This window comes from Nonomuraea sp. NPDC005730, assembly GCF_040630865.1.
Taxonomy (GTDB): domain Bacteria; phylum Actinomycetota; class Actinomycetes; order Streptosporangiales; family Streptosporangiaceae; genus Nonomuraea.
Genome location: NZ_JBEXYK010000002.1, coordinates 40,197 through 64,272 on the forward strand (window position 1 = coordinate 40,197; position 24,076 = coordinate 64,272).

At 74.4% G+C, this 24,076-nt stretch carries 23 protein-coding genes; 13 read left to right on the plus strand and 10 right to left on the minus strand.

Annotated elements, in window-relative coordinates; all coding sequences use genetic code 11:
* Positions 1-63: 63 nt before the first annotated feature.
* Positions 64-861, plus strand: coding sequence for a hypothetical protein (locus ABZ444_RS02850; protein WP_357991747.1), 798 nt, complete (start codon positions 64-66; stop codon positions 859-861).
* Between the two features lie 18 nt (positions 862-879).
* Here the strand turns inward: ABZ444_RS02850 and ABZ444_RS02855 are convergent, their stop codons facing one another.
* Positions 880-1,773 carry an NAD(P)-binding domain-containing protein gene (locus ABZ444_RS02855; protein WP_357991749.1) on the minus strand — a complete coding sequence of 298 codons (894 nt, stop codon included), beginning with the start codon at positions 1,771-1,773 and terminating at the stop codon, positions 880-882.
* Between the two features lie 71 nt (positions 1,774-1,844).
* Positions 1,845-2,177 carry a nuclear transport factor 2 family protein gene (locus ABZ444_RS02860; RefSeq protein ID WP_357991752.1) on the minus strand — a complete coding sequence of 111 codons (333 nt, stop codon included), beginning with the start codon at positions 2,175-2,177 and terminating at the stop codon, positions 1,845-1,847.
* A gap of 81 nt (positions 2,178-2,258) precedes the next feature.
* Between ABZ444_RS02860 and ABZ444_RS02865 the strand changes: the two genes are divergently transcribed.
* From ABZ444_RS02865 to ABZ444_RS02905, 9 genes are all read left to right on the plus strand, one after another.
* Complete coding sequence (locus tag ABZ444_RS02865; RefSeq protein WP_357991755.1) at positions 2,259-2,969, plus strand: TetR/AcrR family transcriptional regulator; 711 nt, start codon at positions 2,259-2,261, stop codon at positions 2,967-2,969.
* A gap of 147 nt (positions 2,970-3,116) precedes the next feature.
* Positions 3,117-3,455, plus strand: a complete 339-nt coding sequence (locus ABZ444_RS02870; RefSeq protein ID WP_352358972.1) for an NADH-quinone oxidoreductase subunit A — start codon at positions 3,117-3,119, stop codon at positions 3,453-3,455.
* A complete protein-coding gene (locus tag ABZ444_RS02875) occupies positions 3,446-4,504 on the plus strand; it encodes a hypothetical protein (protein ID WP_357991758.1) in 1,059 nt (352 codons plus the stop codon). Before ABZ444_RS02870 ends, ABZ444_RS02875 begins: the two co-directional genes overlap by 10 nt.
* 28 nt (positions 4,505-4,532) lie before the next feature.
* Positions 4,533-5,414, plus strand: a complete 882-nt coding sequence (locus ABZ444_RS02880; protein WP_357991761.1) for an NADH-quinone oxidoreductase subunit H — start codon at positions 4,533-4,535, stop codon at positions 5,412-5,414.
* Complete coding sequence (locus ABZ444_RS02885; RefSeq protein WP_357991764.1) at positions 5,411-5,908, plus strand: NADH-quinone oxidoreductase subunit J; 498 nt, start codon at positions 5,411-5,413, stop codon at positions 5,906-5,908. Before ABZ444_RS02880 ends, ABZ444_RS02885 begins: the two co-directional genes overlap by 4 nt.
* A complete protein-coding gene (gene nuoK, locus ABZ444_RS02890) occupies positions 5,905-6,210 on the plus strand; it encodes an NADH-quinone oxidoreductase subunit NuoK (RefSeq protein WP_357991767.1) in 306 nt (101 codons plus the stop codon). Before ABZ444_RS02885 ends, nuoK begins: the two co-directional genes overlap by 4 nt.
* On the plus strand, positions 6,207-8,072 hold the full coding sequence (locus ABZ444_RS02895; protein WP_357991770.1) for a proton-conducting transporter membrane subunit: 1,866 nt from the start codon (positions 6,207-6,209) through the stop codon (positions 8,070-8,072). Before nuoK ends, ABZ444_RS02895 begins: the two co-directional genes overlap by 4 nt.
* A gap of 3 nt (positions 8,073-8,075) precedes the next feature.
* On the plus strand, positions 8,076-9,539 hold the full coding sequence (locus ABZ444_RS02900) for an NADH-quinone oxidoreductase subunit M (RefSeq protein ID WP_357991773.1): 1,464 nt from the start codon (positions 8,076-8,078) through the stop codon (positions 9,537-9,539).
* Positions 9,536-10,885 carry an NADH-quinone oxidoreductase subunit N gene (locus ABZ444_RS02905; protein WP_357991775.1) on the plus strand — a complete coding sequence of 450 codons (1,350 nt, stop codon included), beginning with the start codon at positions 9,536-9,538 and terminating at the stop codon, positions 10,883-10,885. The genes ABZ444_RS02900 and ABZ444_RS02905 overlap by 4 nt, the downstream gene beginning before the upstream one ends.
* A gap of 13 nt (positions 10,886-10,898) precedes the next feature.
* Here the strand turns inward: ABZ444_RS02905 and ABZ444_RS02910 are convergent, their stop codons facing one another.
* Together ABZ444_RS02910 and ABZ444_RS02915 are read right to left on the minus strand one after the other, a co-directional pair.
* Positions 10,899-11,558: a FadR/GntR family transcriptional regulator gene (locus tag ABZ444_RS02910; protein ID WP_357991779.1), complete on the minus strand. Its 660-nt coding sequence runs from the start codon at positions 11,556-11,558 to the stop codon at positions 10,899-10,901.
* A gap of 31 nt (positions 11,559-11,589) precedes the next feature.
* A complete protein-coding gene (locus ABZ444_RS02915; protein ID WP_357991782.1) occupies positions 11,590-12,579 on the minus strand; it encodes an ADP-ribosylglycohydrolase family protein in 990 nt (329 codons plus the stop codon).
* Between the two features lie 76 nt (positions 12,580-12,655).
* On the opposite strand from ABZ444_RS02915, the gene ABZ444_RS02920 reads away from it, so the two are divergent.
* On the plus strand, positions 12,656-14,578 hold the full coding sequence (locus ABZ444_RS02920) for a Xaa-Pro dipeptidyl-peptidase (protein WP_357991784.1): 1,923 nt from the start codon (positions 12,656-12,658) through the stop codon (positions 14,576-14,578).
* 31 nt (positions 14,579-14,609) lie between these two features.
* Here the strand turns inward: ABZ444_RS02920 and ABZ444_RS02925 are convergent, their stop codons facing one another.
* The 5 genes from ABZ444_RS02925 to ABZ444_RS02945 all read right to left on the minus strand — a co-directional run bounded on the left by ABZ444_RS02925 (position 14,610) and on the right by ABZ444_RS02945 (position 19,886).
* Positions 14,610-16,484 carry a sigma-70 family RNA polymerase sigma factor gene (locus ABZ444_RS02925; RefSeq protein ID WP_357991787.1) on the minus strand — a complete coding sequence of 625 codons (1,875 nt, stop codon included), beginning with the start codon at positions 16,482-16,484 and terminating at the stop codon, positions 14,610-14,612.
* Positions 16,485-16,511: 27 nt separating this feature from the next.
* On the minus strand, positions 16,512-17,696 hold the full coding sequence (locus ABZ444_RS02930) for an FAD-dependent oxidoreductase (RefSeq protein ID WP_357991790.1): 1,185 nt from the start codon (positions 17,694-17,696) through the stop codon (positions 16,512-16,514).
* On the minus strand, positions 17,693-18,433 hold the full coding sequence (locus ABZ444_RS02935; protein WP_357991793.1) for a hypothetical protein: 741 nt from the start codon (positions 18,431-18,433) through the stop codon (positions 17,693-17,695). Before ABZ444_RS02935 ends, ABZ444_RS02930 begins: the two co-directional genes overlap by 4 nt.
* Positions 18,434-18,470: 37 nt before the next feature.
* A complete protein-coding gene (locus tag ABZ444_RS02940; RefSeq protein ID WP_357991796.1) occupies positions 18,471-18,671 on the minus strand; it encodes a hypothetical protein in 201 nt (66 codons plus the stop codon).
* Between the two features lie 477 nt (positions 18,672-19,148).
* A complete protein-coding gene (locus ABZ444_RS02945) occupies positions 19,149-19,886 on the minus strand; it encodes a hypothetical protein (protein ID WP_357991798.1) in 738 nt (245 codons plus the stop codon).
* Between the two features lie 222 nt (positions 19,887-20,108).
* Here ABZ444_RS02945 and ABZ444_RS02950 point away from each other — a divergent pair, with 222 nt between their 5' ends.
* Positions 20,109-21,365 carry a Scr1 family TA system antitoxin-like transcriptional regulator gene (locus ABZ444_RS02950; protein WP_357965360.1) on the plus strand — a complete coding sequence of 419 codons (1,257 nt, stop codon included), beginning with the start codon at positions 20,109-20,111 and terminating at the stop codon, positions 21,363-21,365.
* A 204-nt stretch (positions 21,366-21,569) separates the two neighbouring features.
* On the plus strand, positions 21,570-22,364 hold the full coding sequence (locus ABZ444_RS02955) for an SAM-dependent methyltransferase (RefSeq protein ID WP_357992784.1): 795 nt from the start codon (positions 21,570-21,572) through the stop codon (positions 22,362-22,364).
* Positions 22,365-22,442: 78 nt separating this feature from the next.
* Here ABZ444_RS02955 and ABZ444_RS02960 read toward each other — a convergent pair whose 3' ends face one another.
* Positions 22,443-24,068 carry an MFS transporter gene (locus tag ABZ444_RS02960; RefSeq protein WP_357991801.1) on the minus strand — a complete coding sequence of 542 codons (1,626 nt, stop codon included), beginning with the start codon at positions 24,066-24,068 and terminating at the stop codon, positions 22,443-22,445.
* Positions 24,069-24,076: the final 8 nt, after the last annotated feature.

The window sequence follows — 24,076 nt, forward strand, 5'->3', positions numbered from 1 at the left end:
CTCCTGCGATTCGCGGGCGGAACCTGGCGGGGCCGGGCGGTGTAGGGAGGTCGGAGGTGCGTGATGCAGAGAAACGTGGCAGTACCGGCCGGCAGGCCGGTCGCCCTGACGGCTGTCGTGCTGGTCGTCCTGGTGATGTCCGGGTGGTGGGCGGGGGCGGCGTCCGCCTCGTCGCGCGGGGGATGGGCGGTGACCTACCTCGATCCGCCGCCGGCGGCGTTCGCGGGCGGGAAGACGTACACGGTGGGGTTCTGGGTGCTGCAGCACGGCACGCATCCCTACGCGGGCGAGCTCGATCCCGTCGGCCTGCGCCTCACCCGGGCCGACGGCAGGACCGTCACCTTCTCCGGCACCCCGCTGCCGGAGGCCGGGCACTACGCCACGTCGGTGGTCGTGCCGGACGGGGTGTGGCGGGTGGAGGGCCTCCAGGGCTGGTTCGAGCCGTACGCCGTGGGGACGCTCACGGTTCCCGGGCGGCTGCTGGCCGACCCGGTGCCGCCGGACAAGGTGGCGACGTTCGGCGGGGACGGGAAGGATCCCTGGGGCGCCGTCCGGCCGCCGGGGTTCCCGCCGGGCAAGAGCACGCCGGTGCAGGCCGGTGTGCAGGCCGGGGCACAGGCCGGAGGCGGGGCCGGGGCGGGTGCGGCTGCGCGGGTTCCGTCCGGAGAGGCGGCGGGTGGCGGGGTTCCGGCGTACCTGCTGGTGCCGGCGGCGGTGGCCGGCGCGCTGGTGGTGCTCGTGGCGTCCCGCCTGCCTCGCCTTCGCGGCACGCCGGGACGACCGGGTGCCGCGCGCCGGAAGGCCGCCGGCGACCCTCCCGACGCGGACGGCTCCGCGGAGACCCTCGTCATCGGTGGTTAGTGCCGCCGGAGGACGACGTCAGGCCGAGGGCCGGCGGAACTGTTCGATCATCGCCGCGTAACCGTCACCGGCGCGGCCACCGGCCGCCGCGCGCCGGGCCAGTTCCAGGAAGAGGTCGGGCAGCTCGGTGTTGACGCCGAGCGCCCGGCTCTCCTGTGCCAGGTGCTCCATCCCGCCCAGGTGGACGGCGAGGGTGGCGTCGGCGGCCGGGTAGCGGCCCTCGTCGATCTGCCGGGCGTAGGCGGTGACGTAGCCGGTCGTCACGCCGATGGCGGTGGTGGCCAGGGACGCGAAGGTCGTCGCCTTGACGTTCGCGGCGCCCAGCAGGGCGGCGCCCTGGAGGAAGCCGTTCAGCACGCCCCACATGATGCTCAGGACGGACATGTCGTACAGGGCGGACAGGGCGTGGTCCTCGCCGAGGTGGACGGTCCCGTCTCCGGAGAGCGCCCGCAAGGTGGGCAGGTGCTCCTCGAAGGCGGCCTCCGGGCCGGAGTACAGCACCGTGGCGTCGGCGGTGCCGATCGCCTGCGGGAGGGCGAGGATCGCCCCGTCGAGGTAGGCGCTCCCGATCGTGGCCGCCCACCTCGCGGTGTCGCGGGCCTGGGTGGAAGTCGCCGTGGTCAGGTTGACGAGGGTGCGGCCGGCCAGCGAGGGGGCGACCGGGTCCAGCAACCCGTGTACGGCGTCGTGGTCCGAGACGCAGACGACGACGAGCGGGCTCGCCTCGACCGCGCTCGTGACGGAGCCGGCCAGGACGGCTCCGTTGGCGACGAGGTCGCCGGCCTTGGCCGCCGAGCGGTTCCAGACGGTGGTCGGGTGACCGTTCGCCAGGAAGGCCGTGGCCAGCGCCTGGCCCATCAGCCCGAGGCCGACGACGGTGACCGGCGCCGGGGAGGCGGACGAGAGGGACATGTGTGCTCCTGTGTGGTTCGCGCGGCTTGCGCCGCGATGGGGTGACGGGTCTGCGGTCCGGCGGGGGCGGTTCAGGTGAAGAACCCGACGATGCTGCGGATGCGGCCCCCGTCGAACTCCACGACGTCGTAGCCGGTGGCGGCCGTGCCGAGCCGCCAGCGGAACAACGCGCGGTCGTGGTGGACGCCGACCACGGTGTCGAGGGTGAACCGGAGGTCGCCGAGCCCGCTCCGGACGCGGCCGATCACCTCGGACAGTTCCGCGTGCCCGCGCAGGCCCGCGTTCTCGGGATCGACGTAGAGCGAGTCCTCGGTGAGGACGGACCTCATCAGGGCCGACCGGGCGGCGGCGTCCGGCTCGTTCCAGACGTCGAGGTAGGCGCGGATCACATCGATGGTGCTCACCTGCTGACTCCCTTCAAAAGTGTACGGCGTTCGATATCTACACGCCGTTCAGTAAACAGCATGCCGTGTAAGCTGTCGACCGTGAGTGACCCCAGGACGAGCCGCCGGGACCGGCTACGCGCCCAGACCAGCGCCGAGATCAAGACGATCGCCCTGCAGCTCATGGCCGACGGTGGCCCCGACGCCATCTCGCTGCGCGCGATCGCCCGCGAGATGGGCATGACGGCCGGTGCGATCTACAGCTACTTCCCCACCCGCGACGACCTGGTCACGACGCTCATCGGCGACGTCTACACCTCGGCCGTCGACGCGGCCGAGGCCGCCCGCGACGCGGTGCCGGAGAACGATCCGGGCGGGCGGATCCTGGCCTGGGCCCGGGCCATGCGCGAGTGGGCGCTGGCCAACCCCGAGGGCTTCCGGCTGATCTACGGCGACCCCGTGCCGGGTTACCGTCCGCCCGGCGAAGGTCCGGGCAAGGAGGCGGAGGCGCGCGCCTGCGCCGGCATCGTCGGCCTGGTCGCCGCGGCCTGGCCGGCGGCCCGGGAGTGCGCGTCCAGGGGCGGCCCCTACACCTGGGCCGACTTCGACCCCGCCATGGCGGCCCACGTCCAGGAGGACTTCCCCGACCTGCCGCCGGCGGGCATCGCGGTGACGCTGCGGGTGTGGGGCCGCATGCACGGCCTCATCGCCCTGGAGATCTACGGCCACCTGCGCACCCTCGTCCACGACCCGGCCGCCGTCTACGACGACGAGATGCGCGACCTCGTCACCTCTCTCGGCCTCGGGCGCTGACCCCCGGGCCGCCCGCGGGGCCCGTCGCGTTCGTGCTGGTAAGGGGCTGGTTCCCAGGCGGATGTCGGTCGCGGGGAAGGCGGATTCCGGTTGCTACCGTGAGGGGCAGGTGATTTCGATCTTCGGGCTCTGCGGCAGGTGAGAGCGGTGGGCGCTGTGCTGGGGCTCGTGGCGCTGCTCGCCGCCGGGGTCGCCGCGGTGTACCTGGCCTCCCTGGCCCTGTCGCCCGGCGGAGTCGTGCGGGTGGGGCCGTTCCTGTCCGGGGCGCGGCCACGGGAGCACGCGGTGTCCCGCTTCCACGTGCGGTGGTACGCCGTGACGCTGGTCTTCCTCGCCTTCGACATGGAGATGGTCTTCATGTACCCGTGGGCCCTCGTGGTGGCCGAGGTGGGGCTGCCGGCGGTGGTGGAGATGTTCGCGTTCCTGGGGCTGCTGCTGGTCGGCGTCCTGTACGCGTGGCGGGAAGGGGCGTTCCGGTGGGCCTGAGGGGGTGGCTCCTGCGGCAGGCGGCGCTGCGGCCCCGGGTGCTCCTCGTCGCCGCCCCGTACGGGACGGGCGCGCGGCTGCTGGTGGAGGCGGAGGTGGACCGTCGTGGCTGGCCGGTGGCGGCGTCGGCGGCGGAGGCGAGCCTGATGGTGGTGTGCGGGCGTCCCGGGGCGGAGCTGGCGGCGGCCGCAGGGGCGGTCTGGCGGGCGGTTCCGGTGCCGAGGGCGCTGGTGGAACTGCCGCCGGACGTCCCGGCCGAAGACGTCGTGGTCGCGTTGGACGACGCCGTCCGCGTGCTGGGGGACGAACCCGGCCAGTGGCGGCAGGCCGGCGTCCTGGCCGCGGGGACGTCCGGGACCGGCCCGGACGGCACTCCCATGGCCGAGCGGGGGGCAGACCGGGACGGGCTGAAGCTGGATCGGCTGCACGTGCCGCTGGGGCCCGTGCTCGCGGACTGGCCCGCGGGGCTGGTGGTGGAGACCGTCCTGCAAGGGGACGTCATCCAGGAGGCGCAGGTCAGAGCCCTGCCGGCGGGCGGCACGGGGGACACGTTCTGGGCCCCGGGGCCGGGCGCGAGCCGGGAGGAGGCGTGGCGGCGTACGGCGGCGGCCCGGCTGGACGGTCTCGGCAGGCTGCTCGGCGTGGCCGGATGGCCCGCCGCCGCGGCAGACGCCCGGCGCCTGCGGGACCGCCTGCTCGCGGGCGCCGTCGACGAGCGGGGAAGGCGGCACTGCGTCCGGTTCACCCGGCGGGTGCGCCGGTCATGGGTGTTGCGGTGGATGTTGCGCGGCGCCGGTGAGCTCGGCCCCGACGCCCCGCGGCCGCTGCGGGGGGACACCCTGGATCGTGTGCGCCGGTGGCTCGACGACGTGGAGGCCCTGACCGAAGAGCGTTCCGGGCCCGGGGAGGGCGGGGACGTCCCGGTGGATGCGGTGCTGGCGTTGTTGCCCGGCCTGCTGGCCGGGGCCGAGCTCGCCGTGGCGCGGCTGATCGTGGCCGGTCTCGATCCGGACCTCGACCGGCTGCCGTCGGCAGTCAGGGGCGGGTGAGCCGGTGGTTGCGGGGACGGCCGCGGGGATGGCACTGGGGATGGCGGTGCTGACGTGGGGGGCGGCGGCCTTCGGCGCGGCGCTCGGCGCGGGCCGCGGCTCCTGGCGAGCGGCGGCGGTGGCGCCGTTCAGGGAGGGGGCGCGGCTGGTGGTGCAGCAGCGGCGGCGGACGGACCGGGCCGACGTCCTGCTCACCCGGGCCGGGGTCGTGGTGTTGCCGGCGGCCGCGCTGCTGGCCGCCGTCGTCCTGCCGGTCGGGGGCGCGCCGGTGCTGGACCTGGGGGCGGGGGTGGTGTGGTTCAACGCCATGGAGGTGTGCGTCTGGGGGGCTCTGTGGCTGGTCGGGTGGGGGGTCAACGCCGTGTGGCCGCTGGTCGGCGGCTACCGGTTCCTGGCCCAGGGCATGGCGTACGAGCTGCCGCACATGTTCGTGCTGATCACCGTGGGCGTGGGGGCGGGATCGTTGCGGTTCGCGGACCTCGTGGCGGCGCAGCGGGGGTCGTGGTTCGTGGTGTGGATGCCGGTCGCGTTCGTGGTCTATCTCGTCTCGGCGGTGGCGATGGCGTTCTGGGGGCCGATGGGGCAGCCGGTCGGGCGGGACGTTTGTGGCGGCGTGCCGGGCGAGCTGGGCGGCCCCGACCGGCTGGTCTTCCTGGCCGGACGCCATGCGCTGCTGGTCGTGGCGGCGGCCGGGGCGGTGCCGCTGTTCCTCGGGGGCGCGGCGGGGCCCGTGCTGCCCGGCTGGGTGTGGGGGCCGGTCAAGGCGGCGGCGGTGCTGGCCGTGCTGGTGCTGGCCGGGTATCGGGTGCCGGTCGTGCGGATGGACCGGTTCGTGTGGTTCGCGTGGGTGGTGCTGATCCCGGTCACGCTCGTGCAACTGCTGGTCGTCGCGATGGTGGTGCTGCCGTGAACGTGGCGTTCTGGGCGCTGGCGGTCGTCGCGGTGGCGGGTGGGGGGGCGGTGTTCGTGGTGGACTCGATGGCGCGGGCGACGTTCGCGCTGCTGGTCTCGCTGCTGGCCGTGGGCGGGACGCTGCTGCTGATCGACCTGGAGTACCTGGGGGTGCTGGTCGTCCTCATGATGGTCATGGAGATGCTGGTCATGGCCGTCTTCATGATCATGTACATGATGAACCCGGCCGGGCTCATGCCGATGAGGATGGTGCACAACCAGCGGGGCGCGGCGGCCATCGCCGGAACGGTGTTCGTCCTGCTGGCCGCCGGGGCGCTGCTCGTCCACCCGCCGAGCCGGCGCGGACGGCCGCCGGCCGACCCCACGCACGCGCTCGGCCTGTCACTGATGGGGCCGAAGATGCTGGTCATGATGGTCGTCGGGGTGGCGATCCTGGCGACGATGATCTCGGCCGTGCTGCTGGCCACCCACCGGGGACGGTACGACCGGTGACGCTCCAAGGCTTCCTGCTGCTGGCCGCCGCCCTGTTCGCCGTCGGCCTGTACGGCGTGCTGTCCCAGCAGTCGATCGTCATGCTCATGATGGGCCTCGAACTCATGATCAACGGCGTGATCGCGGCCGGCGGCGCCTTCTGGTACCACGTCGCCCCGGCCGCCGCGGACGGCCAGGTCCTCGTCCTGGTCGCGGTCACCGTGATGGCGCTGGAGATGGCGATGGGCTTCGCCGTCACCACGGCCGTCTTCCGCGCCCGCGACGTGGACATGACCGACGCCGCCGGAGATCTCAGGGGATGAGCCCGTCCCTGTGGCTGCTGCCCGCGCTGCCCGCCGCCGCCGGCGCGCTGCTGATCCCGGTGCGCCGCGCCGCCCCCGCCCTGTCCGTCGCCACGGCCGCGGTCACCCTCGGGCTGGCCGGGCACGCGGCGGTGACCAGACCCTCGGCGACCGCCCGGCTGATCCTCGGCGAAGGGCTGGCCGTGGACGGGCTCTCGGCGGTCATGGTGGTCACCGTGGCGGCGGTCGGGCTGGCCGTGCTGGTGTTCGCGGCGGCGGAGCGGCGGTCGGGGCGCTTCCACGGGCTGATGCTGATCTTCCTGGGCGCGATGCTGGCCACGGTGACCGCCACGGACCTCGTCCTGCTGCTGATGGGCTGGGAGGTCATGGGCGCGATGTCGTACGCGCTGATCGGCTACCGGTGGCGCGACCGGGAGCGCGTACGGTCCGGAGCCGTCGCCTTCGTCACCACCCGGGCCGGCGACCTGGGCCTGTACGTCGCCTGCGGCGCGGCCCTGGCCGCGGGCGGCGGCCTGGCGCTCGCCGGGCTGCCGGGCCTGCCGCCGCCGTGGCGGGACGTGGTGGCGGGCGGGGTCGTGCTGGCCGCGCTGGGCAAGTCGGCGCAGGGGCCGTTCGCGTTCTGGCTGTCGCGGGCGATGGCGGGCCCCAGCCCGGTGTCGGCGTTCCTGCACGCGGCGACCATGGTGGTCGCGGGGGCGTACCTGCTGCTGCGGCTGCACGCCCTGCTCGCGGCCACCGGCTGGGCGGCGGCGGTGGCGACCTGGACGGGCGCGGTGACCGCACTGCTGCTCGGCCTGGTCGCGCTGGCGCAACGGGACCTCAAACAGCTCCTGGCCGCCTCGACCTGCGCGCAGGTCGGGTTCATGGTGCTGGCGGCGGGGGCGTCGGCGGTCTCCGGCGGGACGGCACACCTGGTCGCGCACGCCGCGGTCAAGAGCCTGCTGTTCCTCGCGGCGGGGGCCTGGCTGGCGGCGCTCGGCACCAAGGACCTGGCCGGGCTGCACGGCGCGGCCCGGCGGTTCCCGCTGGTGGGTGTGGTGTTCGGGGTGGGGGCGGCGGCCCTGGCCGGGGTGCCGCCGCTGTCGTTGTGGGTGACGAAGGACGCCGTCCTGAGCGGGGTCGCGCAACCGGGACCGCGCGTGGTGGCCTTCGCCGCGGGGTTGGTGGCCGCTCTGTACGCGGGGAAGGCGCTGGCCGAGGTCTGGCGGCCCCCCGACGCGGCGACCGGCTCGGGGAGCGAGCGGCGGGCCGCGGGCCGGGTGGCGGGGCCGGAGCTGCTGCCGCTGCCGGTGCTCGCCCTGGTGGCGGCCGGGTTCGGGATGGTCGGGCTGCCCGCGGCGCACGGCTGGTGGTCCCGGCTGGTGGGCGATCCGGGCGCGCCCGGCCTCACGGCGGGCGAGCTGGCCCTGTCCGGCGTCCCGGCGCTCGCCCTGGTGACCGCCGCGATCGCGGTCCGGCCCGGGACGGTCGCGCTTCCGTACGCGGGCGGGGCCGCCCGGCCCGGGACGGTCGTGCTTCCGTGCGCGGGCGGGGCGTTCCGGGGCTGGCTCGGGCTGGAGCGGGCGGCGCGGGCCGTGGTGTGGCGGCCGCTGCTGGGGGCGGCGCGGTGGGCGGCCTGGTTCGACGAGCGGATCGTGCAGGGCGCGGTCGAGGCCGTCGCGCGGGCGGGGCTGCGGGCCGCGCGGCTGGCCGGAAGCCCGATCGAGGCGGGGCTCGACGGGCTCGTCCGACGGGCCGGCGGCGCCGTACGGCGACTCGGCGGGCTGGCCAGACGCCCCCAGACCGGACAGGTCCACACCTACTTCGCCCAGGCCGCCGTCGCCCTCGTCGTGCTGGCCGTCGTGTTCGCGATCGTGAGGTGAGACGTGCTCGACGTCGTGGTGTTCCTGCCGCTGGCCGCCGCCGCCCTGTTCGTCCTGCCGGGCGTCACGGCGCGCGCGGCCGGCCTGATCCGGGTGGTCGCGTCCGCCGCCGACCTCGCCCTGGTCGTCGCCCTGTGGACCGGGTACGGCGGCGGCCTGGCGTACGAGACCAGGCTGCGCTGGATCCCGACGGCGGGGGCCGGCTACCACGTCGGCGTGGACGGCCTGTCGCTCCCGCTGATCGCCATGACCGCGGTGCTGTTCCTGCTCTGCGCCGTCCACTCGCTGGGCGAGCCCACCAGGCCCAAGGCGCACGCGGCGCTGTTCCTGTTCCTGCAGACCGTCTCCACCGGGCTGTTCGCGGCGCTCGACCTGCTGCTGTTCTTCGTCTTCTTCGACCTGTCCATCGTCGGCATGTACTTCGTCATCGTCGGCTGGGGGCACGGCGACCGGGCCAGGTCCGCGCTGACGTTCTTCCTCTACACCTTCCTGGGCTCGCTGGCGCTGCTGCTCGGCTTCATCGGCCTCTACCTGGCCGCCGACCCGCACACGTTCGACCTCGCCGACCTCACCCGGCGCCCGCCGGACGCGGGCGCGGCCGTGCTGCTCGCGATCGGGATCGGCCTGGGGGTCAAGACGCCGGTCGTGCCCGTGCACACCTGGCTGCCGCCCGCGCACACCGACGCCCCGGCCGCCGGGTCGGCCATCCTCGCCGGGGTGCTGCTCAAGATGGGCACGTACGGGCTGGCCCGCATCGCCGTGCCGCTGCTGCCCGGCCCGTGGCGCTCCTACGCCTGGCTGGTCATCGTGATCGGCCTGATCAGCGTGCTGTACGGCGCCCTGGTGGCGCTCGCCCAGGAGAACCTCAAACGGCTCGTCGCCTACACCTCGGTCAACCACATGGGCTACGTCGTGCTCGCCCTGGGCGCCGCCGGGCTGGCCGGCGGGCCGGCGCGGGCCAAGGAGCTGGCGGTCAGCGGCGCGGTCACCCAGATGGTCAGCCACGGCCTGGTCACCGGCGCGCTGTTCCTGGTCACCGGCGTGCTGTGGGACCGCGCGGGCGGCTACGCCCTCGGCCGGTACGGCGGCATCGCCGGACGGGCGCCCGTGCTGGCCTGGCTCACGGCGGTGGCGGCGTTCGCCTCGCTCGGGCTGCCCGGACTGTCCGGGTTCATCGCCGAGTTCCAGATCTTCACCGGCGTGATCGGTTCGGGGGCCGTGCTCGCGGGCGCGCTCTCCGTGACCGGCATCCTGATCACCGCGGCGCTGTTCCTGCGGGCGCTGCAACGCGCGTTCCTCGGCGAGCCGGGCGAGCTGACGCCGCGGGTCACCGACGTGCGGCCGCGCGAGCTGGGCGCGATCGCCCCGCTGCTCGTCCTGTCCCTGCTCATCGGCCTGGCGCCGGGCCCGCTGCTCGACCTGATCGAGCCCGCCGCCCGCGCCGTCGTCGCCCTGGCGGGCCGATGAGCGCACCCCACGGCGGCGCGGCGGTGACCGCGATGCTGCCGGAGGTCCTGATGTTGCTGGGCGCGGTGACGGCGCTGCTCGCGGGGCTGTTCGTGGCCCGCGGACGGCAGCGCGTCGCCGCCTGGGTGTGCATGGCGGCGCTCGCCGGGGCCGCCGCGGCGAGCGCCGCTGCCCTGCCGCGCCCCGCCGTCCTGGCCTTCGACGCCTACGCCGTCGATCTGCCGACCGGAGCCGCCCGGCTGACCGTCTGCCTGGCCACCCTGCTCGCCGTGTGGCTGGCGACCGGGCGGGTCAGGGGGGACGGCAGGGAGACCGAGCTGTACACCCTGATGGTGCTGGCGGCGCTGGGGGCCGTCCTCATGGCGGGGGCGGACGACCTGCTCGTGCTGGTGGCGGCGTACCTGCTGGCGAGCGTTCCGGCGTACGCGCTGGCGGGCTTCGCCAAGGACGCGTCCGGCACGGAGGCGGCGCTCAAGTACTACCTGATGGGCGCCTTCCTCGGCGTGCTCATGCTGGCCGGGGCCACCGTCGTGTACGGCTGGTCCGGCGCCACCGCCTACCCCGCCGCGCGGGCCCCGGCCGTGGGCGCGGTGCTGCTGCTGGCCGGGCCGCTGTTCAAGGCCGGGGCAGCGCCCGCGCACTTCTGGGTGCCCGACGTCACCGAGGGCACGTCGGCGCCGGTGGCCGCGTTCGTGACCACGGTGCCCAAGATCGGGGCGCTGGTGGCGCTGTACCGGCTGGCGACGACGGTGCTGGACGAGCCCGCGCTGCTCGCGGTGCTGGCCGCCGGCACGATGACGCTGGGCAACCTGGCCGCCTTCCAGCAGGAGAACGTACGGCGGTTGCTGGCGTACTCGACGGTCAGCCAGGCCGGTTACCTGCTGGTCCCGGTCGCGGTGGCCGGACGCACCGCCCTGGCCGCGCCCGCCCTGCTGTTCTACCTGGCCGCCTACGCGGTCACGAACCTGGGCGCGTTCGCCGTCGTGGTCGCCACCGGGGCCGAGCGGCTGGCCGACCACGCGGGGCTCGGCCGGCGGTCGCCCTGGACGGCGTTCGCGCTGGTGGTGTGCCTGCTCGGCCTGGTCGGGACGCCGCCGACCGCCGTCTTCGCCGGGAAGCTGCTGATGTTCGCGGCCGCCTGGGACGGCGGGTACGCCTGGCTCGCGGTGGTCGCCGCCGCCAACACCGTCGCGAGCCTGTTCTACTACCTGCGCTGGATCCGCCCGGTCTTCGCCGCGCAGGGCCCGGCGCACCCCACCGGATCGAGCCCGGTCGCGCAGGTGTGCGCCGCCGCCTCGATCCTGCTCGGCCCGGCCGCCGGGCTCGCCGTGCTGATCGCTCGCTGACCGGGGGCGCGGGTCACAGCTCGCGTTCCTGGGCGTCGAGGATGGCGACCGAGACCTCGACCGCCCTGGCCGCGTCGCCCGCCTCGATCGCCGCCAGCAGCTCGTCGTGCGACGGGTCGGGCGCCAGCGCGGCCTGCTCCTTGTCCCTGACGCTGTCGCGCAGCGCGTCGCGCATGCTGCGGTAGAGGTCGGCCAGCAGCGGGTTGTGCGCGGCGTCGGCCACCAGCAGGTGGAAGTCGGCGTCGGCGTCGGCGAACCCGTCGAGGTCGCCCGCGCTCGCGGCCGACCCGCGGCGGGCCAGCGCCTCGCGCATCGCGGCCACGTCGTCGCCGGTGCGCTTGACCGCCGCCAGCCGGGCGGCGACCAGGTCGAGCCCGCGGCGCACGTCGATGATGTCCATCGCGGCGGCCCGGTCGAGCCGCCGGCGCAGCGCCACCTGCGACTCGTCGGTGGCGGTCACGTACGTGCCGTCGCCCTGCCTGGTCTGCAGCAGCCCGGCGTGGGCCAGCACCCGCACCGCCTCGCGCACCGACAACCGGCTCATGCCGAGGCTCTCGGCGAGCCGGCTCTCGGACGGGATCTTCGTCCCGACCGGCCACACCCCACTGGTGATCTCCCTGCGGAGCTCCTCGATGGCGGAGTCAACGAGCGAGGTCCGCGCGACGTTTCGCATGCGATCTCTTCCGTCCCGGTGAGCCTCCAGCCTAGAGGAGCGCGGCGGCCAGGCGCTCGATCGTCTCGCGGCCCTCCAGCGGTCTCACCCAGGCGGGCGGCAGCGCGTCCGCGCCGCGCAGCGCGCCCACCAGGTTGCCGCAGACCGAGCCGGTCGAGTCACTGTCGCCCGAGTGGTTGACCGACAGCAGCAGCGCCCGCTCGGGCGAGGGCTCGGCCAGGGCGCAGTAGACGCCGATGGCCAGCGCCTCCTCGGCCACCCACGCGCCGCCCAGCGTCTCGACCCGCTCGGGGGAGTGCGGGCCGGACGCGGCCAGGTCGAGCGCCGCGCGCAGGGCGCCGGACGTCTCCTCGTGCCCCGGATGGCCGGCGAGCAGATCGAGGGCGTGGCGGACGGCGGCCTCCAGCGGCTCGCCGGCCATCACGCGGGCGACGATCGCGGCGAACGCGCCCGCGGCCAGGTAGCCGGTCGGATGGCCGTGGGTGATCTGCGCGCAGACCGCCGCCAGCTCGAACGCGGCGCCCGCGTCGTACGGCGCGACGAGGCCGAACGGCGCCGACCGCATGACGGTGCCGCAGCCCTTGGAGCCGGGGTTCACCGGGCCGGGCGCGCCGGACGGCGACGGGCCGGGGAAGGGTTGCCGCAGCCCGGACAGGCAGGCGTTGCCCGGGGCTCGCCGGGAGTACAGCCAGCCCTCCTCGCGCAGCGCGCCGGTCCGGTGCGGACGGTCGGCGGGCGGCGGGGCCTGGTGCTCCTGGGTGTCGAGCCAGCGCAGGTACGCCTGCCGCACCTCGCCGACCGTGCGGTCGCGGGTCAGCGCCTCGACGGTGAAGAGGGTCATCTGGGTGTCGTCGGTGACGAGCCCGCTCCTGCCCCGCCAGGTGGTGACGTAGCCCGTGACGCCGTCCTGGCCGTGCTGCCGGCGGATCTCCCGCAACGACTCGAACTCGATGGGCGCCCCGAGGGCGTCGCCGATCGCGCCGCCGAGCAGGCAGCCCCGGATCCGATCCTGTACCTCCATGGGTGGGATCTTGTCAGCTTTCTGGGCGGGTGAGAGATTGCGGGGGAAATTACGACACTTGTCACGGAGGTCACGCGTGCCACAATTACGCCCGGCCCTCTTCGCGGTCGCCCTCACCTTGGCGATCGCGACCCCGGCACAAGCCGCTGCCGGACCCACGATCGCCGTCCAGAACGGCCGTACGCAGCCGGTCTTCTCCTACGCCGACGCCGTCCGCGAGCACGTGTACGTCGAGTCCACCGTGGACAGCGACCTCGACGGCGCGCTCGACAGGGTCAGGGTGGACATCATCCGTCCCAAGGAGTCCGGTCCCGGCCTCAAGGTGCCCGTGATCATCGACGAGAGTCCGTACTACGACAACTCCGGGCGCGGGAACGAGGGGGAGCGCAAGGCGTACGACGCCTCCGGCAATGTCACGAAATTCCCCCTGTTCTACGACAACTACTTCGTCCCGCGCGGCTACGCCGTGCTCAACGTGGACATGCTCGGCACCACCAGGTCCGACGGCTGCCCCGACATGGGCGGCAAGGCCGACGTGCTGGGCGGCAAGGCGGTCATCGACTGGCTGAACGGCCGCGCCAAGGCGGTCAGGGCCGACGGCACCCCCGCCGTGGCCGACTGGACCACCGGCAACGCCGCCATGATCGGCAAGTCCTACGACGGCACGCTGGCCAACGCCGTGGCCGCCACCGGCGTCGAGGGCCTGAAGACGATCGTCCCCATCTCGGCCATCAGCTCCTGGTACAAGTACCAGCGCTCGAACGGCGTGGTCTACAACTACGACTACGCCTCCTGGCTGACGAACTACGTCGACACCGACCCCGAGGCCAAGTGCCAGGCCGTCCGCGACCGCATGGACGCCGAGGACGGCGACGACACCGGGAACTACAACGCCTTCTGGAACGAGCGCGACTACCTCAAGGGCCTGCTCGGCGACGCCTCGAAGGTCAAGGCCAGCGTCTTCGTCGTGCACACGGTCAACGACCTCAACGTCCGGCCGGACAACTTCTCCGCCTGGTGGCAGGCCCTGGCCCGGCGGAACGTGCCGCGCAAGATCTGGGTCGGCCAGTACCAGCACGTGGACCCGTTCGACTTCGAGGGCCGCAGGGACCTGTGGGTGGACACCCTGCACCGCTGGTTCGACTACTGGCTGCACGGCGTCCGCAACGGGATCACGAACGAGCCCCGCGCCGACGTGCAGCTCGGCCCGGCGCAGTGGACCACCCAGCGCGACTGGCCGGCCCCGTACGCGCTCAAGGCCGTGCTGCGGCCCGCCGCCGACGGCTCGCTCGGCCTGCTCAAGGCCCGCGGCGACAGCACCGCCACCTTCACCGACCTCGCGCTGAGCGAGACCGAGATGGTGGCCGACGTCGGCACGGCCAAGCCGGGCCGCGCCGCCTTCACCACCGGCGCGCTCCCGCTCGACCTGCGCCTGTCCGGCACCCCCACCGCCGACCTGCGGGTCAAGCTCGACAAACCCACCGCCAACCTGACCGCCCTGCTCGTCGACTTCGGCGAGGACACCCGCGTCGACTGGCGGCGCGGCCAGGGCGTCACCACGCTCACCGAGGAGGACTGCCACGGCGAGAGCACCGCGGCCGACGACGCCTGCTACAAGAAGGTCACCACGAACGTGGCCACCCGGCCGCTGGAGATCGTCGCCCGCGGCTGGATCGACGTCCAGAACCGCGACTCGCTCAGCCAGGCCCAGCCGCTGCCCGTCGGCACGTACGGGACGGTCAGGTGGCTGACGCTGCCGCAGGACTACACCTTCAGGAAGGGGCACCGGATCGGCCTGGTGCTGGCCGGGACCGACACCACCTACACCAGTGAGGAGGGCACCGGCGCGACCGTCACCGTCGACCTGACCAGGAGCAGCGTGACCGTGCCGTTCGTGCTCGGGACGCCGCTGGCCGACGTGCCCAAGGACAGCGCGACGTTCAGGGGGCCGCGACAGCTCGACCTGCCCGAGCCCGAGCCCGGGTTCCGGTTCTTCTAGCCGCGCGTGGGGCCCCGGCCGATCCGGGGCCTCATCGGCAGTTGCTCCAGTGGACGCCGCGTGCGGCGTCGAGCCGCCGCACGCCCTTGTCCCTGGCGACCGTCCAGCCCACCTTCAGGGTGAGCGTGCCGCCGGCGGTCGCCGTGCCGCCGGTGCGCAGGCCGTCGCCGGTGGCGCGGCCCGTCCAGACGATGGTGATCCGGCCGCGCCGCACGTCGGGCCCTCCCGGGCAGCCGGGCCGCGAACGCGGGTCCAGGACGCGGAACGTCGTGCCGTCGAGGACGATGCCGCGCGTGCCGGTGGCCGAGACGACCCGGCACGTCCCGGTGCACGCCAGCGAGAACGCCCCGGCGCGTCCGGACCCCAGCCACGCCGACCGGGGCGACACCCGGGCCGTGGGCGCCGCCGGTCTCGGCAGGTCGGCCTTCCGGTCCAGGGACGACAGGCCGGACCCGGCGGCCGGGCCGATCGCGGCCGTCCAGCGGGTGGGCGTCGCGGCCGGGACGCCCTGCTGCGCCGCGGCCCTGGTGACCACCGCGGGATGCGCGCGGGCGTTGAGCACGGCCCACACCAGGCCCACCACCAGCAGCCCGACGCCCAGCAGCAGGCCCAGCCTGGCCACCGTGCGGATCGGGGCCTCGATCTCCTGCTCGGCCTCCCTATGGGGCTCCTCCGGCTGCTCCCGCCAGAACTCCTGCCAGGGCGCCTCGCCGTCGAACCGGTCGAGGCCGCCCGGCTCGCCGTTCCAGCCGATGCCGCCGTACCGGATGATCATCGCGCCGGGCGGGGCGGCGGCGCCGTCACCACCGGCCTCACCGCCGCCGATCGGCGCGCTCAACGGGCCGGTCACCGGGCTGTTCACCGGGCCACCGACGGGGCCGCCGACCGGGCCGTTGACTGGGCCGTTGACCACGGTGCCGCTGAGGCCGCCTTCGGCGCGGCTGCCGTAGACGAGCTTGTCGCCCGTCGAGCCGCCGCGGAAGGGCCGGATGCGGCTCGTCGGCGTGAACGGGTGCCGCCCGCGTGCCGCCCGCCCCGGGGGCTCCTGGTCGGCGGCGGCCGCGCCCGCCGCCGACCAGGGGTTTCCCGGTGTCGCCGTCGTGGGGTCGGCGACCGGGGGCATCGGCGTTGCCTCCACGCCCGGCGGGGCCGCGAGGGGCTCCACCAGGGTGCGTGCCAGCACGGGGAAGCCGTCCGCCCGCCAGAGGGGTCCCTGGCCGGGCAGCGGCTGCGCCGAGGCGAGCCGGTTGGGCAGTGTGCCGGGCAGCTCCGCGATCGGCAGCCGGCGCAGCAGCGTGGCGGCCGACATGGTGCGGGGCGCGGCCCGGCAGGCGGCGCAGCCCTGGATGTGACGGCTGATCCGGGCGCGGGCCCGGCGGCCCGGCGAGGTGACCCAGGCCGCCACCCGCGTGGTCAGATCAGGACATCCAGTACGGCCGCGCGCGGCGATGATCGCGGCGAACCAGCCCTCCAGCCCGTCGGCCGCCCGCGCCACCACGCCGCTGACCTCGCCCCGGCTCAGGCCGAAGACGGTGGCCAGCTCGGCGTCGGACAGGCCGTGGCGCAGGGACAGGTCGAGCAGCTCGCGCAGCGGGCGGTCGAGGGAGAGCAGCGCCTCGGGCAGCAGCTCCGACATCCGCCCCGGACGCGACCAGGAGCCGATGCTGGCCGGCTTGGCCACGATCGCGCGGTGGGCGCGGGCCAGGGCGTAGAGCCAGGGCCGGTGCAGGGCGGGGTCGGGCAGCCGGTCCGCGTAGAGGTGGGCGGACACCAGCGCGCCGGCGACCGCCTGCTCGGCGTCGCCCGCGGCCAGCTCGGTGCGGCAGTAGTCGTAGAGGCGGGAGCCGTGCGTGTCGCACAGCTCGCGGATGGCCTGGCGCGCTTCGTCCGAGAGCGTTCGCCACATGCGGTGTCGCACCTCCTCAGCGGTGTCTCAGACGGGCCGGGCCCCACCGGCGGAGCCGGGAACGGTGTCGAGCAGCGAGGCCTGCGCGAGATAGGCCCGCGTGGCCTCCGGGTCGCCGGCGATGGCCCGCAGCCCGGCCATCGCCGCGGCCAGCCGGGCGCTGTCGCGCTCGCGCACGCCGGCCGGCCGCGTCTCGCCGCGCGGGATCACCCGCTGCAGCAGCACGGCCCGTCGCCGCCACGCCCACGCCTCCAGCGCGGTGGGCGGCGCGAAACCGCCGAGCACGGCCGCGATCACCTGGCCGACCTCGACGGCGTCGTGGATGCCGGCGTTCATGTTCAGGCCGCCGACCGTGGAGGTCAGGTGGGCGGCGTCGCCGACGAACAGCACCCGCCCGCAGCGGTAGGAGGTCAGCACGCCCCTGGACAGCCCGAACCGGTCGGCCCCGGTCACGTGGATGGGCCCGCTCGCCCCCGGCAGGGCGCGGCGGACCAGCATCGAGACGTTGGGCGAGGACAGCGGCTCGGTGGCGTCGCAGGGGATCCTGAAGATGATCCGCCAGTGGTCGGGCAGCGCGAGCAGCGTGCACGACTGCTGCACGTCGCGGACGTAGGTGAGCGGCGCCAGGCTCGGCAGCAGCCGGTCGAGCGGCGAGTCGGTGAACACCCGCAGCGCCTGCGTCGGGTAGGCCGACCGGGGAAAGGGCAACCCCAGCGAACCGCGCACCGTGCTGTGGCCGCCGTCGGCGGCGATCATGTACCGGGCCCGCGTCCAGGTGTGGCCGACGCGGACCCGGATGCCGGTGCCGCCCTCGGAGACCCCGTCGACGCGGGTGCCGAAGCGCACGTCGACGTCGGGGTAGGCGTTCAGGGCCGCGAGCAGCAGCGGGGTGAGCGCGGCCTGGTCGGCGTGGATCCTGAACGGGTGCTTGGTCAGGCCGTTGAGCCGGTTCATGCCCATCTCGGCCAGCACGATCCCCGACCGGTCGCGCCACTGCACCCGGTCGACCACGCGGCCCTTGGCCACGAGTTGCGAGGCCACGCCCAGCTCGTCGAGCAGGTCGAGCGTGGCCGGATGGAAGGTGCAGGCCCGCGCCTGCACGGCGAGCTCGTTCTCCCGCTCCAGCACGGTGACCGGGACCCCGGACCTGGCCAGCGAGAGCGCCGCGGTCAGCCCCGCCGGGCCGGCCCCGACGACGATGACGCCGTTCATGCGGGGCGCCTCCCCTGCTCCGCCATGTGGCGGCGGTAGGGCACGCGGCTGAGCGTGACGTGCTCGCCGATGGCCCGCGACAGGGCCCACCAGGCGGCGCAGAGGTTGGACGTGAGCAGCGTGCGGTCGTTGCCGGCGCTGAGCGGCCCGAGCACGGGCAGCGTGGCCATGCCGGTGCCGGTGAACAGCAGCACCGCGTCGCCGGGCACCTCGGCCCGCTCCACCTGCGTGATCAGCTCGGCCGGGGTGACCGCGTAGGAGGAGTAGCCGCCCTTGGCGGCCCGCACCTGCACGACCTGCGTGACGTTGAGCCCCGCCGTCTTCCAGAAGCGCTCGGCCAGCTCGGTCAGCCACGGCTGGTACGGCGAGACCAGCACGATGTCGCTCACGCCGACGTGTTCCACCGCCTCCCTGGTGGCCTGCGTGGAGGAGGCGAACGGCACGCCGGTCGAGGCCGACAGCCGCGCGCACTGGCCGGCGTCGTCGTCGGGGCCCAGCAGGTAGCGGGACTCGCTGCAGGCCATGACCAGGGCGTCGAGCGGCAGGCCGTCGAACGCGCAGACCATGCCGGGCAGGGCCTCGTTGTAGCTCTCCAGCCGTTCGGCGAGCGACACGCCCCGGTGCACGGGGAAACGCGTGACGTGCATGTCGGCGCGCGAGCCGAGCAGGCGGGTCAGCTCGGGCTCCGCCGAGGGATTGGCGGGGGCGACGATCACGCCCACCCTGCCGCGGCTCATCTCACACCTTCCGGGTCGGGGACCGTCCGCATGACGGTCAGGCCAGCGCCTGGTCGATCTCGCCGATCGCCTGCACGGACACCTGCCGGATCCGGCGCAGCCGGTGGACGGTGCGCGCCGGGGCCTCGGCCCGCGACGGCTCGTCCCGGCCCTCGCCCCTCGGCTCCGCGGGCAGGGGCCGCGCGCCCCGTGCGTGCACCTCGTGCGGCTGCCGCCTGGACACCTCGTCGATGAGCATGATCACTCCTGTCGGTCGCGGATCTGGGTGACGCGGGCCGGGCGCGGCCCCCTGACGTCATGGCCACCGGCACGGGGGCCCGCGCGGGCGCCGGCCCCCTGAGGGGGCGGTCGATCAGAGCCGTGGCGCCCGTCACGCCGATCGTCCCGCCCGGCGTCGCCGCCGTGCCGGTGGCGCCGGGCGGGGAGCCGGGCGGGCCCGTCTCCCCGGTCGGGGAGGCCGCCGCCCGATCGCGGGCGGACGGCCACGAGGAAAGCCGGCCCCAGGCACTACCCCTTGGTTTGGCCGGCACGCCAGCCGCTACCGCGCCGGCCGACAGCACCGTGCCGACTTTGTCGGGCACGTGACGCACGGTGCCGGAGGGATGGGGTAGCGCCGGAGCCGGCCGTATGAGGGCCGCCGGCACGGCCGCGCGCGGCGCGGGCGGTGCGGGCGGGCCGGTGGGCGGCGAGGCCCGGCGGGGGAGGGGGAGCGGCGTCATCGCGCCGTCTCCGGGTCGAGCGCGGCCGGTGTGCAGGCCCTGTTGGGCACGCTGACGCAGACCATGCGCTCGGTCAGCCCCGCGCGCGGCCCGGAGGCACGCGAGCGGACGGGCGGCGCCGTGCCGGCCACCGTGCGCGCGACCCTGGCGGCCAGCGCGAGGTGTTCGGCGCAGCGCCGGCTCACCTTCGACTCCAGCCCGGCCACCTGGGCCAGCCTGAGCCTGATCGGTTCCAGCGACGACCTGCGTTCGAGCCCGTCGAGGTCGGCCAGCCGGGTGGGCCAGCGCAGCGCGTCGCGGCAGCGCTCGACCACCGCGGCGGGCAGCTCGGCGGCGGGCAGCCCTTCGTGCCGCAGCCGGGTGGCGATCATGACGGCCGCGAACGACGTGCGGTCGAAGTGGGCCAGCCGGCCGGACAGGGCCGCGCCCAGCATCCTGGCGCGGTGGCCCAGGCAGACCGCGCTCCAGCCGAGCAGCAGCAGCCGCTCGGGGCCGGGCTCGGTGTGCCAGCCGGCCAGCCGCAGCTCGCGGGCCATGCGATGGTGCAGGCGCCAGCGGTGACGCGGGCTGTCCAGCCAGATCTCGACCCCGCCCAGGGGCAGCTCGGCGACCTGGACGTCGCGGCTCGTCAGCGGCCCGGCGACCCGCGCGCAGATGCGCCGGACCACCTGCTGCTGCCCCCGGGAGACCGGATCCTCCAGGAAGCGCGAGCCGTCGAGGGAGTCCATGGTCACGTCCGGCCACCTCCTTGCCGGAGACTCTCGCGAATCGTCCGGGCTGTTAAGCCACAGTTACCACGCGCTCCGATACTGTGCTGGAAAGAGGGGCTATGTCAACTCACACTTTGCGAATAAGTTGATACCTACCCGCCGGGCAGAGCTGGCCCGCGTGGCAGGGGACAGTGGGGGTCTCGTACCTTAGGCTGGGAAAAGTTCACGGGCGGTAGGAGGTGCGCCGTGGCGAACTTCGCCGAACGGCTCGATCTCGCGCTGACCAAGCGCGGCTTCACGGGCGCCCAGGTCGCCTCCGCCCTCACCGAGGCGGGCATACCCATCACGCGCGCCTACGTGAGCCAGCTGCGCACCGGCAAGCAGACCAACCCCACGCTCCAGGTGCTCCGGGCGCTGGCCGCCTGCCTCCAGGTGAGCGTGGGCTGGCTGGTGGGCGACGAGCACTACGAGTCCGGCGCGGTCGAGGACCTGCAACTGCGGGCGGCCGCGATCGGCCTGTCGGCCTCCGGGTTGTCGGAGGGGTCGCTGGCCGTCCTGCGCGGCGTGGTCGAGCTGGCGCGCCGGGCCGAGGGGCTGCCGGGCGAGCCGGAGCCGGTCGCCGAGATCCCCGACGCCGCCACGCCGCTCAACGACTCCCAGCGCCGCGCGCTCGGCAAGCGACTGCACGGCCTGCGCATGGGCGTGCGACTCTCGGTCGAGCAGGTCGAGGGCGCGCTCGGCAAGGGCGCCGCCGCGATCCCCGCGATCGAGGAGGGCCGCCTCGCGCCCACGCCGATCACGGTCGAGCGCCTGCTCGGCCTCTACGGCGTCACCGCCCCGCCCGTCCGCGAGTACGTGCTCTCGCTGGCCAGGGGCGAGCGCGAGGCCGCCTGGTACGACGCCCAGTCGGTGCCCGTCTGGCTGGCCACGGCGTACGCGCTGGAGCAGCGGGCGACGGTGATCCGCACGTACCATCCCCAGTTCGTCCCGCCGATGTTGCAGACCGAGGACTACGCGCGGGCCGCGATCACCGTGGCCGGGCCGGCCACGCTCGGGCAGTCGTCGGTGGAGGAGGCCCTGGCGCTGGTCATGGCCCGCCAGGAGGCGCTGGCCGCGGCCGGTGACACGGTGTTGTGGGCGGTGATCGACGAGGCCGTGCTGCTGCGCTCGATCGTCGGCCCGCACGCCCAGCTCCGCCAGCTCGACCTGCTGCTCGACCACGCCAAGCGGCCCAACGTCTCGCTGCACGTCGTGCCGATCGACGACCCCGCGTACGTGCCTCGCACCGGCCCGTTCACGCTGTGGCGCTTCGCCGAGGCGTTCGAACCCGACGTCGCCTGCGCCCACGGCGTCGAGGCCGACGAGCTGATCACCGACGTCGCCGCGGTCGAGACCTACCACCAGGCGTTCACGAAGTTGTCGGTGACGACCACCACCCGCGAGGAGACGTACGAGGTGCTGGAGCTCCACCGCGAACGCCTCTCGCGCTCGACAGGAAAATGATCTCCGGCCGGCGGCCATTCAGGTAAGGCATATTTCCGCAGAATTAATGCTTTTCCTGTTGTCTTCCGGCGCGTAACGAGGATCATATGGTCTGGGTCATCGAGTGGGGTCCGAAAGGACCGGCTTTTCCCGAGATAGTGGGCGAGGGGAAAGGGGCAACACTCAATGCGTCAGCGTGCCATCCGAAACTTGGCGAAGCTGGAGATGACCCGAGCCATGACAACCCGGGTGCTCGACGCGGCCGCGGGCGGGAAGAACAACTTCTCGGCCGACCGCGATCTGGTACGCCGATATGACCAGGCCGCGTCCGTGACGACCACCGCCGCGCGGGCCGTGCTGCAGTTCCTGGTGCGCGTGGTCCGTCATCTGGCGGCCGAAGGCGTGGACCAGTTCGTCATCGTGGGAAGTGGCGTGCCCAGCGGCCTGCCCGCGGGCGGGCGTTTGCACGACGTGGCCTCGGGCGGCCCCGGCGGTGTGCCCGCCCGGGTGGTCTACGTGGAGAACGACCCGATGGTGCTGGCCGGCGCGCGGGCCACCATCGAGCCGGGCACCGATCTGGTCCGCGTGGTCGAGGGCGACGTGCGCGAGATCGACGCGTTCCTCGACGACCGGGTGGTGCGCGCCTTCCTCGACTGGGACCGACCCGTGGCCGTGCTGCTGGTGTCCACCCACAGCCTGGCCGACGACGAGTACGTCCACTACGTGATCAAGCGGGTCCGCCGGGCGGCGTCCGACGGCAGCTACCTGTCGCTGCTGCAGACCACTTTCGACGGCGTGCCGGGCGAGCTGCTGCCGGCGGTCCGGGACCTGCTGGCGATGACGCTGCCCGGCCACGCCATCCGCGGCAGGCAGGAGGTGGCGGCGCTGCTCGACGGTCTGGTGCTGGTCGATCCTGGGCTGGTGTGGGTCCCGGAGTGGCGGCCCGACGACCACGGCGCCGCCTGCTCCGGCCGGCCGAGCTCGTCGGGCACGTACGGCGCCGTGGCGCGCGTCCCGTGAACGCCTGTGCGCCTGTCAAGCCTCCGCGAACGCCCGGCCGCCTGTCAGCTCCCCGTGAACTCCCTCGCGCCCCGCGCGTCAGGCCCCTGTCGAGGCGGCGGCGGGCGTGGCCGGCTCACCGGCCGCGCCCTTGGCCGGCTCGACCCCGAACACCAGCACCGCCACCACCGCCAGGATGAGCGGGACCGCCCCGAGCAGCGCGGTCGTGCCGATCGACGGCGCCGCCGCCCCGGCCACGAGCACGGCGGTCACGGCCACGCCGCCGGCCTTGCCCATGCCGGCCGACAGCCCGGAGCCGCGCGAGCGCACCCGGGTCGGGTAGATCTCCGAGCTGTAGGCGGCCAGCACCGCGGCGATCGTCGCCGTCCCCACGATCGGCCCGGCCAGCAGCAGGTACAGCCAGGTACGGTCGTGCGCCAGCGTCTCGCCGGAGAAGGCCAGCACCGCCAGCGCCACGCCGACCAGCGCCGACAGCGTGACGATCGTCTTCTTCGCGCTCCACAGGCCGTACATGGCGGCCGAGATGAAGATCAGCGGCAGCCCCAGCAGCGTCGAGTCGCGCAGCGCCCGGTCGGCCGTCTGCTGGTCCAGGCCCAGCTTCTGCAGGTTGGACGGGATCCACAGCTGGAAGCCGTAGGTGACCAGGCCGATGCTCAGCCCGAGCACCACGACGGCCACCGTCAGCCCGGTGAACGGACGGCGGAACAGCCGCGAGTAGCCGCCCGCGTGCTCATCCTCCAAGCGCTCGACGCCGGCGGTGGCCTCCTCGGCGGTGGTGGCCTCCTGGGTGGTGGCGGCCGCGCCGTACCTGGCCAGGACCGCGCGGGCCTCGGCGTCGCGGCCGTGCGCGAGCAGGAAACGCGGCGATTCCGGGATGAAGCGGTTGAGCAGGATGAGGAACACGCCGGTCGGCAGCCCCACCAGCCACAGCACCCGCCAGGAGAACGTCGGCGCCAGTGACGCCGACAACCAGCTGGCCGCCAGGTAGGCGACCGCCAGGTTGCCGCCGATGAGCACCATCACCCAGCCCTTGTGCCGCGGCGGGATCGTCTCGGCCAGCAGCGAGAACGTGATCGGCAACATGCCGCCCGCGCCCAGCCCCATGGCCACGCACATGGCCAGGTTCCACTCGAAGTCCGGCATGACGCCGCAGATCGCGGTGCCGATGAACAGCACCCCGGCGAACAGGATCGACGGCTTGCGCCCGATCTTGTCGCCCATCCAGCCCCACAGCAGCGAGCCGAGCACCGTCCCGGTGAGCCCGGCCAGCGGCAGCAGCGCCACGGGCAGCTCGCCGGCCGGGTTGAGCGCGGACTTCAGCCCGTACTCCTTGGCCATGCCGGGTGCGACGAAACCGAGCGTGATCGGCTTCATGGCGTCGATGATCACCGCGACCGACATGACCACGATCAGCCCGATGTGCGCCGGTCGCATGCGCGCGTCGTCCAGCGCGCGGACCCGGACCTCGGCGGCCGGCCTGGCCGTCAGCGCGCCGGGCGGGATCAGCCCGTACGCGGTGACCGCCAGCCCCGCCACGATCAGCCCCATGCCGATCGTCATCGGCAGGTCCATCGGCATGCCCGCCAGGCGGTAGTGCATGTCCGCGCCGTGCAGGTACATCGGCAGATGCAGCACGACCCCGGCCACCGTGGCCAGGAAACCGAGCCAGAAGTACAGCGGTCGAGCCAGCTCGACGCCCCCCATTGCCCCTC